Source organism: Aliiroseovarius sp. S1339 (genome assembly GCF_023195695.1).
Classification (GTDB): Bacteria; Pseudomonadota; Alphaproteobacteria; order Rhodobacterales; family Rhodobacteraceae; genus Aliiroseovarius.
Genome location: NZ_JALPQG010000016.1, coordinates 1 through 2,500 on the forward strand (window position 1 = coordinate 1; position 2,500 = coordinate 2,500).

At 52.4% G+C, this 2,500-nt stretch carries 2 rRNA genes (1 of these 2 cut by a window edge); both read right to left on the reverse strand.

Features of this window, described 5'->3' with window-relative positions:
• Positions 1–41: 41 nt before the first annotated feature.
• Positions 42–156, reverse strand: a 5S ribosomal RNA gene (gene rrf / locus MUY35_RS17010).
• A 111-nt stretch (positions 157–267) separates the two neighbouring features.
• Positions 268–2,500 (reverse strand): 23S ribosomal RNA (locus MUY35_RS17015) (it continues 648 nt past the right edge of the window).

Genomic DNA, 2,500 nt, shown 5'->3' on the forward strand with positions numbered 1-2,500 from the left:
TTTGTATTGTTATCGTATTGAGAGAATTAGCTCTTTTCTAGGTTTGGCGGTGACCTACTCTCCCACGTCTTAAGACGCAGTACCATTGGCGCGACAGTGCTTAACTTCCGAGTTCGGGATGGGATCGGGTGTTTCACTTGTGCTGTGACCACCAAACCGAGGAAAGAGCCGTTCCAAGTCAGTACACTGGTGTGTATGCTTTTGATTTATCAGTATCGTTTCTACCGCTCTCGCTACTTGAGCGCGATGGTCTAACTTCTACTGGATCAAATCAAGCCTATCGGACAATTAGTACCGGTCAACTGAACGCATTGCTGCGCTTACATCTCCGGCCTATCGACGTGGTAGTCTTCCACGGTCCTCAGGGATACCTTGTTTTGAGGGGGGCTTCCCGCTTAGATGCCTTCAGCGGTTATCCTGTCCGTTCATAGCTACCCAGCACTGCCGTTGGCACGACAACTGGTCCACCAGTGGAACGTTCACCCCGGTCCTCTCGTACTAGGGGCAACTCCTCTCAAGTATCCTACACCCACGGCAGATAGGGACCGAACTGTCTCACGACGTTCTAAACCCAGCTCACGTACCTCTTTAAACGGCGAACAGCCGTACCCTTGGGACCTGCTCCAGCCCCAGGATGAGATGAGCCGACATCGAGGTGCCAAACACTGCCGTCGATATGGACTCTTGGGCAGTATCAGCCTGTTATCCCCGGCGTACCTTTTATCCGTTGAGCGATGGCCCTTCCACTCGGGACCACCGGATCACTATGGCCGTCTTTCGACTCTGCTCGACTTGTCAGTCTCGCAGTCAGGCTGGCTTCTGCCATTGCACTCAACGAGCGATTTCCGACCGCTCTGAGCCAACCTTCGCGCGCCTCCGTTACTCTTTAGGAGGCGACCGCCCCAGTCAAACTACCCGCCACGCAGGGTCCCGGATCCGGATAACGGACCGCGGTTAGACATCAAACAAAACAAGGGTGGTATCTCAAAGGAGGCTCCACAGAAACTAGCGTTCCTGCTTCAAAGCCTACCACCTATTCTGCACATATTGTATCTGATGCCAGTGCGAAGCTGTAGTAAAGGTGCACGGGGTCTTTCCGTCTAACCGCGGGAAGCCTGCATCTTGACAGGCAATTCAATTTCGCTGAGTCGATGTTGGAGACAGCGGGGAAGTCGTTACGCCATTCGTGCAGGTCGGAACTTACCCGACAAGGAATTTCGCTACCTTAGGACCGTTATAGTTACGGCCGCCGTTTACCTGGGCTTCAATTCGGAGCTTGCACTCCTCCTTTTAACCTTCAGGCACCGGGCAGGCGTCAGACCCTATACGTCGTCTTGCGACTTCGCAGAGCCCTGTGTTTTTAGTAAACAGTCGCCACCCCCTGGTTTGTGCCCCCAGTCAATACTTGCGTAGAAACTGGGCCTCCTTCTCGCGAACTTACGGAGGTATTTTGCCGAGTTCCTTCAACATCGTTCTCTCAAGCGCCTTGGTATACTCTACCTATCCACCTGTGTCGGTTTAGGGTACGATCTAATAGAGGGGCTATTTCCAGGAACCTCTTAGCAGCCCATTCAATCCGATAAGGATGAACTACCTTCGAGATCCGTCACCACCTCATGGCCCAGGAATATTAACCTGGTTCCCATCGACTACGCCTTTCGGCCTCGCCTTAGGGGTCGGCTTACCCTGCTCAGATTAGCTTTAAGCAGGAACCCTTGGATTTTCGGCGACAGGGTCTCTCACCCTGTTTGTCGCTACTCATGTCATCATTCTCACTAGTGATCTCTCCACCGGATCGCTCACGCGCCGGCTTCACAGAAAGCTCCGTGTCTCCGACACTCACTATATATGCGCTACCGCTTCGCTACTTGAGCGCTTTGGCATTGCATCAATGAGTTAAAGAGACATGGAACTATGTCACACTACGCTCTGCTACCGCGTACACAAAAGTGCACACCCTAAGCTTCGGCTCATGGCTTGAGCCCCGGTACATCTTCGCCGCAAGACAACTTAAATTAGACCAGTGAGCTGTTACGCTATCTTTAAAGGATGGCTGCTTCTAAGCCAACCTCCTGGTTGTTTTGGTCGTCTCACCTGCTTTCCCACTTAGCCATGAATTAGGGGCCTTAGCTGTAGGTCAGGGTTGTTTCCCTCTCCACAACGGACGTTAGCATCCGCTGTGTGTCTGCCGGATAGTACTTCTCGGTATTCGGAGTTTGATTAGGATCAGTAAGGCTGTAGGCCCCCATTACCCATTCAGTGCTCTACCCCCGAGAGTATTCGTCCGACGCTCTACCTAAATAGATTTCGCAGAGAACCAGCTATCTCCGAGTTTGATTGGCCTTTCACCCCTAGGCACAGCTCATCCCGATCTTTTTCAACAGATGTGGGTTCGGTCCTCCAGTGCATGTTACTGCACCTTCAACCTGGCCATGCCTAGATCACTCGGTTTCGGGTCTGATCCACCTAACTCATTCGCCCTATTAAGACTCGCTTTCGC